At 64.9% G+C, this 6,137-nt stretch carries 6 protein-coding genes; 4 read left to right on the plus strand and 2 right to left on the minus strand.

Annotation, left to right across the window (positions count from 1 at the left end):
- Window positions 1-55: 55 nt before the first annotated feature.
- Window positions 56-478: a metallopeptidase family protein gene (locus tag AC0L2B_RS15050; RefSeq protein WP_023802719.1), complete on the plus strand. Its 423-nt coding sequence runs from the start codon at window positions 56-58 to the stop codon at window positions 476-478.
- 226 nt (window positions 479-704) lie between these two features.
- Here AC0L2B_RS15050 and AC0L2B_RS15055 read toward each other — a convergent pair whose 3' ends face one another.
- On the minus strand, window positions 705-911 hold the full coding sequence (locus AC0L2B_RS15055; protein WP_023804277.1) for a DUF1737 domain-containing protein: 207 nt from the start codon (window positions 909-911) through the stop codon (window positions 705-707).
- Window positions 912-937: 26 nt separating this feature from the next.
- Window positions 938-1,816, minus strand: a complete 879-nt coding sequence (locus AC0L2B_RS15060; RefSeq protein ID WP_473745896.1) for an HpcH/HpaI aldolase/citrate lyase family protein — start codon at window positions 1,814-1,816, stop codon at window positions 938-940.
- Between the two features lie 549 nt (window positions 1,817-2,365).
- Between AC0L2B_RS15060 and AC0L2B_RS15065 the strand changes: the two genes are divergently transcribed.
- From AC0L2B_RS15065 to AC0L2B_RS15075, 3 genes are all read left to right on the plus strand, one after another.
- The gene (locus AC0L2B_RS15065; RefSeq protein ID WP_473745897.1) at window positions 2,366-3,907 is read left to right on the plus strand and encodes a DUF4153 domain-containing protein; all 1,542 of its coding nucleotides are present in this window, start codon (window positions 2,366-2,368) and stop codon (window positions 3,905-3,907) included.
- A 3-nt stretch (window positions 3,908-3,910) separates the two neighbouring features.
- Window positions 3,911-4,606, plus strand: a complete 696-nt coding sequence (locus tag AC0L2B_RS15070) for a response regulator transcription factor (RefSeq protein ID WP_287240072.1) — start codon at window positions 3,911-3,913, stop codon at window positions 4,604-4,606.
- A gap of 59 nt (window positions 4,607-4,665) precedes the next feature.
- Window positions 4,666-6,137 (plus strand): ATP-binding protein (locus tag AC0L2B_RS15075; RefSeq protein ID WP_473745901.1); only part of this gene is annotated, 1,472 nt, incomplete at its 3' end.

Here is a 6,137-nt window from a genome sequence, read left to right on the forward strand (position 1 = left end):
GCCAATTGCCGAGTCCGGCGCGAAAGCCTATATGCCGGGATCAGAAGGACAAAGCATGGCCCGCATCTACAAAACCCGTACCTGGCACGACGAGCTTTCGCCGTCGATGGAGGAAATGGAGTTCCTGGCGCTAGAAGCTTACGCCCATCTGCCGGAGGAGTTTCGCAAGCTGACCGGCGAGATCGTCATCCAGATCGCCGAATTCCCGACAGACGAAATCATGGACGACCTGTCGCTGGAAACGCCTTTCGACCTGCTCGGCCTGTTCGAGGGGCGCGGCATCGCCGAGCGCTGGAATCCGCAGACCGGCGAGGGGCCGAACCGCGTCACGCTCTACCGCCGCGCCATCCTCGACTACTGGGCCGAGAACGAGGAGACGCTGGGCGATATCGTCACCCATGTGCTGATCCACGAGATCGGCCACCATTTCGGCCTGTCGGACGATGATATGGAACGGATCGAAGAGGCAGCCGAGTAAACGGATCGACGTCTCATTCCTTCGCGGCCCCCCTCTGTCCTGCCGGACATCTCCCCCTCAAGGGGGGAGATTGGCAGCTTTGGCCCGCACCGCACACCCTGCAACTCTGAAGTTTGGCGAAAGCCGATGCGACATCCGATCTCCCCCCTTGAGGGGGAGATGTCCGGCAGGACAGAGGGGGGTGCTGGCCCGCCGATATCTGGAAGTGTTTATGCTCGATGCGATGTCACCAATCGCTGAGCTTGGTGCCAGGGCCGTATTCCTGGCCCTCGACATCCTTCACCACGGCCTGGCCGCAGCGCATGACCTTGGTCTGCTTGTCGTAGGAATAGGTTGGCGAGCCGAACAGGTGCCAGCCCTTGTTTAGCGCCGCCGTCACCTTGTGGCAGAAGCTGGAATCGTCCGGGCCGGACAGAAAGCGGTAGAGTTTCATTTTTCATTCCTGTGATAAGTTGCCAATCATGCCCCGCTGGCGGCCGCCTTCGCCAGCAGTTTCTCGGCCTGCGCCAGATGCAGCCGCTCGAGCATTTTTCCGTTCAGCGCAATGACTTGCCTGCCGGCATTTTCGGCAAGCGCGAAGGCCTCCTTGACCGCACGCGCCTCGGCCACGGCTTCGGCAGATGGTGCAAAGGCGCGGTTTGCGGCATCGATCTGGGCCGGGTGGATCAGCGATTTGCCGTCGAACCCCATGGCGGCTGCTTCCGTGCATTCGCGCCCAAAAGCGTCCAGATCACGAAAATCGTTAAAGACACCGTCAAGCAGGTCGAGGCCACCGGCGCGTGCTGCGAGCACCATCTGCATCAGCCATGGCGTGAGATAGCGCCGGTCGGGCGTAGCGAGAATGCCGGTGTCCTTGACCAGGTCGTTCGTTCCGGCAACGAAACAGACCAGCCGCGAGGCCGGATCGCGGCCAAGCTCGGCAATCGGGCCGATGTTGAGCAGCGCCTTGGGCGTCTCGATCATCGCCCACAGCTTCACCGCGTCGGGTGAAAAATTGTCGTCGAGGACGTCGCCGGCTTCCAGGACGTCGCGCGGCGTGTCGACCTTGGGCAGCAGGATGGCGTCGGGCTCGCAGCTTGCCGCCGCCAGCAAGTCCTTGGCGCCCCATTCGCTGGAGAGCGGGTTGATGCGCACGATCATCTCGCAGCGTAGGCCGGGGCGGTTGGCGAAGATGCCGGCCAGTTTTTCGCGCGCAAAAACCTTGTCGGCCGAGGCGACGGCATCTTCGAGATCGATGATGACGGCATCGCAGGCCAGCGACGAGATCTTGGCCAGCGCCTTGTCGTTCGAGGCCGGGACGTAAAGCACCGAGCGGCGCGGGCGGCAGGTTTCGGTCATGCCTGATCTATGCCGCCTGGAGGCGATCGAAGCAAGCATCGCTTCGGGCAGTCATAGCTTGCATTGGATGCAAGCCAATCATCGAAGTTGGCGCCGCCCCTCATCGCCCTGCCGGGCACTTCTCCCCGTATAGGGACGGGGAGAAGGGGCTGGCGCAGCCTCGACGCCATTCTTGCAACGCTGGTGATTGGCGAAACCGGCGATGAGAGCACCCCTCTCCTCGTCACTATACGGGGAGAGGATGCCGGCAGGCAGGTGAGGGGCAGCGCAGGCGCCCGGAAAGGGGTGACGGGGCGGATTCAAACCTGAAGTGATTGCCCTGCACAAAAACTGCACGAGATTGCGGAAAATCTCCTCGGACCCGCCTCGCTGCCTGCATTTCGGCCGGCGAAAAGGGCGCATGCAAGAGCGCGAAAAGCCCCGTTGGTCCCTGCCCCTCCGCAATGACGGTTGCTGGCTCGTCGATCCGCCGCGTTCGGCGACCCTCCTCCCCTTCATCCGCAAATCTCCGCCCCGCGGCCGGATCAAAGCCGTAGAGAAAGCCCGATCATGACATCGTTGCTTACCGCCGCGCCGGGCACTTGTGCGCGCTTCGGCGTTGCCGTGCTGCTTGCCGCGCTGGCCGATTTCTTCTTCTATGGGCAGCCGGTCGGCATCACGCTTTTCCTGTTCGGCATGACGCTGGCCGCCGCGGCCGCGGCGCTCAGCGCCGGCCGGGCCTGGTTCAAACCCGTTGCCCTGCTTGTCGGGCTGCTGCCGCTCCTTGAAAATGTCAGTGCGCTGTCCGTGGCGATCGGGCTTGCGGCGCTGGCCGTCTTTGCGCTTTCGCTGGTCGGGCGGCTGCGGCGCGGATTTGCCCGCATTGCCGGCCAGGTCGCGCTGTTCCTGCTCGCAGCGCCGTTTCGGTTCGTCCACGATTTCGTCCGCTGGCGCAAGGCGGCGCGGCGGCTTGGCCGGCGGCGCATCGGTTTCGCGGCGATCGCCGTCTGGATCATGCCGCTGACCCTGGGCGCAGTGTTTCTGGCGCTGTTCGGCGCCGCCAATCCGGTTATCGAATACTGGCTGTCGCTGATCGATCTCCACGCACTGCTCGACCTCATCCAGCTGCCGCGGCTGGCCTTCTGGCTGATCGTGCTTGCCGGCGTCTGGGCTTTTTTGCGCCCGCGCCTGCCGCGCTTCTTGCGCCGCATTGCGCATCGGGTGTCCCCTGTCACTGTCAGCGCGGTGACGACGACGACAAAACCCGCCAGGGCGATCGAGGACATCATCTTCGGCAAGGCCGCCATCCTTCGCGCGCTGGTCATCTTCAACATCCTGTTCGCGATGCAGACCGCGCTCGACGCGACCTATCTGTGGGGCGGCATCGCCCTGCCCGACGGGCTGACCTACGCCGCCTATGCGCATCGCGGCGCCTATCCGCTGATCGTCACGGCGCTGCTCGCCGCCGGTTTCGTGCTGGCGGCGCTCAGGCCGGGAAGTGCCACTTCCAGCGATCCGTTCATCCGCCGGCTGGTCTATGTCTGGGTGGCGCAGAACATCGTGCTGGTCATCTCGTCGATCCTGCGGCTTGAACTCTATGTCGGCATCTATGCGCTGACCTACTGGCGCGTCGCCGCCTTCGTCTGGATGGGGCTGGTGGCGGCGGGCCTTGCCCTGATCATCGCCCGCATCGCGCTCGGAAAATCCAATGAATGGCTGCTTTCCGCCAATCTTCTGACGCTATCGGCGACGCTTTATGCCTGCTCGTTCATCAATTTTGCCGCCCTGATCGCCAACTACAATGTCGAGCACTCCTTCGAAATGACCGGCCACGGAACCGAGCTCGATTTCTGGTACCTGCGTTCGCTCGGTCCCAGCGCCCGGCCGGCACTCGATCGCTTCCTCGAGCAGCAGGCCAGGACGAATGCGGCCAGCTTTTCCCCCTACCGCGAACTCGCCCGTTTGCTGGGACAGGACGAGGCCCGCTACCGCGCGGCCCAGGAAAACTGGCGCGCCTGGAGCTTTCGCGACTGGCGGCTCCTTCGCACTCTCGACACGTCTATCCCGTTCGTGGTTCCTCAGGGCTCCGAACCCTTCGTGCCGGGCCGCTGATCGATGCCGCATCACATCCTGATCGCCGACGATGATCCGCACATCCGCGAGATCATCTGTTTCGCGCTTGAAAAGGCCGGCATGAAAACGGTTGCGGTAGCCGACGGCGCCGCCGCCTTGCAGGCGATCGAGCGCCGCGCGCCCGACCTTGTCGTGCTCGACATCGGCATGCCGGAGATGGACGGGCTGGAGGTCTGCCGGCGGCTGCGGCACACATCCGATGTGCCGGTGCTGTTCCTGTCGGCGCGTGATGAAGAAATCGATCGCATCCTCGGGCTCGAAATGGGTGGCGACGACTATGTCACCAAGCCGTTCAGCCCGCGCGAGCTGGTCGCCCGCGTCAACGTCATCCTGCGGCGCGCCCGCCCGGCAAAAGCCGAACAGGCCGACGACAGGCAATTCTTGCACGGCCGTCTGGCTTTGCTGCCGGCCAGCCACGCCGCCAGCTTCGACGGCAGGCCGCTGGTGCTGACCTCGATCGAATTCGCCATCCTGAAAGGGTTTCTGGCGCGCCCGGCGCATGTGCTTGGGCGCGACATGGTGATGGCCAATGCCTATGCCGGCAACATCCATGTCGCCGACCGCACCGTCGACAGCCATATCCGCAACATCCGCGCCAAGCTGGCGGCGGCCGGCTGCACGGATGCGATCGAGACCGTGCATGGCGTCGGCTTCCGGCTTGGCCGGTGCGGCGCGTGACCGCGCATAAATGGCGGCCGCGCCTCGCCACCATCGTTGTCGCCATCCTGATCATGGTGATGGCGCTGCCGCTGGTCGGCCTGTTCTTCTTCCGGCTCTACGAGAACCAGCTGATCCGCCAGACCGAGGCCGAGCTGATCGCGCAGGGTGCCGCCCTTGCCGCCATCCATGCGCAAGAGGTCCGCGACGTCGGCATCCCGGCTGAAAAGCTCGGCGCGGCCGTGCCTGCCGACAGCGACAATCCGGACTCTCCCTACCGGCCGATCGAGCCAAGCCTCGATCTTGCGTCCGACAGGGTTCTGGCGACACGGCCCGCGGCGACGGCCGCCACCGTCGATCCCGCCTTCACGGCGATCGGCGCGCGGCTGTCGGGCATTCTTGCCGAGACGCAGAAAACCACGCTTGCCGGCTTCCGGCTGCTCGATCCCAAAGGCGTCGTCATCGCCGGACGCGAGGAGATCGGCCTGTCGCTCGGCGCCGTCGGCGAGGTTCGCGCAGCACTTGCCGGCCGCTATGCCAGCGCGCTCAGGCAGAGGATATCAGACGAGCCGCCACCTTCGCTCTATTCGGTCAGCCGCGGCACGAGGGTCCGCGTCTTCGTCGCAATGCCGGTCGCCGTCGACGGCAAGGTCGCCGGCGTCGTCTATCTGTCGCGGACGCCGAACAACATCGTCAAGCATCTTTATGGCGAGCGCGGCAAGGTGGTGCTGGCGGCGATCGCCATCCTCGGCGGCACGCTGCTCATCGGCCTGATCTTCCTTCGCACCGTCAGCCGGCCGATCTACGCGCTGATGGAGCGGACAAAGCGCATCGCCGCCGGTGATCGCGCAGCGATCAGGCCGCTCGACCATCATGGCACGCGCGAGATGGCAGCGCTGTCCGACGCTTTCCTCGAGATGGCCGAAAAGCTGCATGCGCGCTCCGACAGCATCCAGACCTTCGCAACCCATGTCTCGCACGAGCTCAAATCGCCGCTGACGGCGATCCAGGGGGCGGCCGAACTGCTGCGCGATTCAGGTAGCGCAATGGACGAGGCCGAGCGGCGGCGGTTTTCAGACAATATCGTCACCGACGCCGGGCGACTCAATCTGCTGGTGCGCCGTCTGCTCGACCTGGCGCGTGCCGAAAATCTTGCGCCCAGCGGCGAAAGCACATCGCTCAGTGCGGCCCTGGCGCTGTTGCCGACCGGGGACAGGCTGGCGCTTCGGGTCGAGGCGGGCGGCGAGACCGGCCTGCGCATCTCGGCCGAGAACGCAGCGATCGTGCTCGCCAATCTCATCGACAATTCGGCAAGGCATGGCGCGACACTGGTTTCGATCACGGCGGCGAGCGCAGGCGGCAAGGCGACGATCCAGGTGAGCGACGACGGCGCCGGCATTTCGCCGAGCAACCGCGCGCGTATTTTCGAGCCATTCTTCACCACACGCCGCGATTGCGGCGGCACCGGCATGGGCCTCGGCATCGTTCTGGCCCTGCTGAAAGCGCATGATGGCACGATCCGCCTGGTTGACTCCGAGCGCGGCACGCGCTT

This window comes from Mesorhizobium sp. WSM4815, assembly GCF_055811575.1.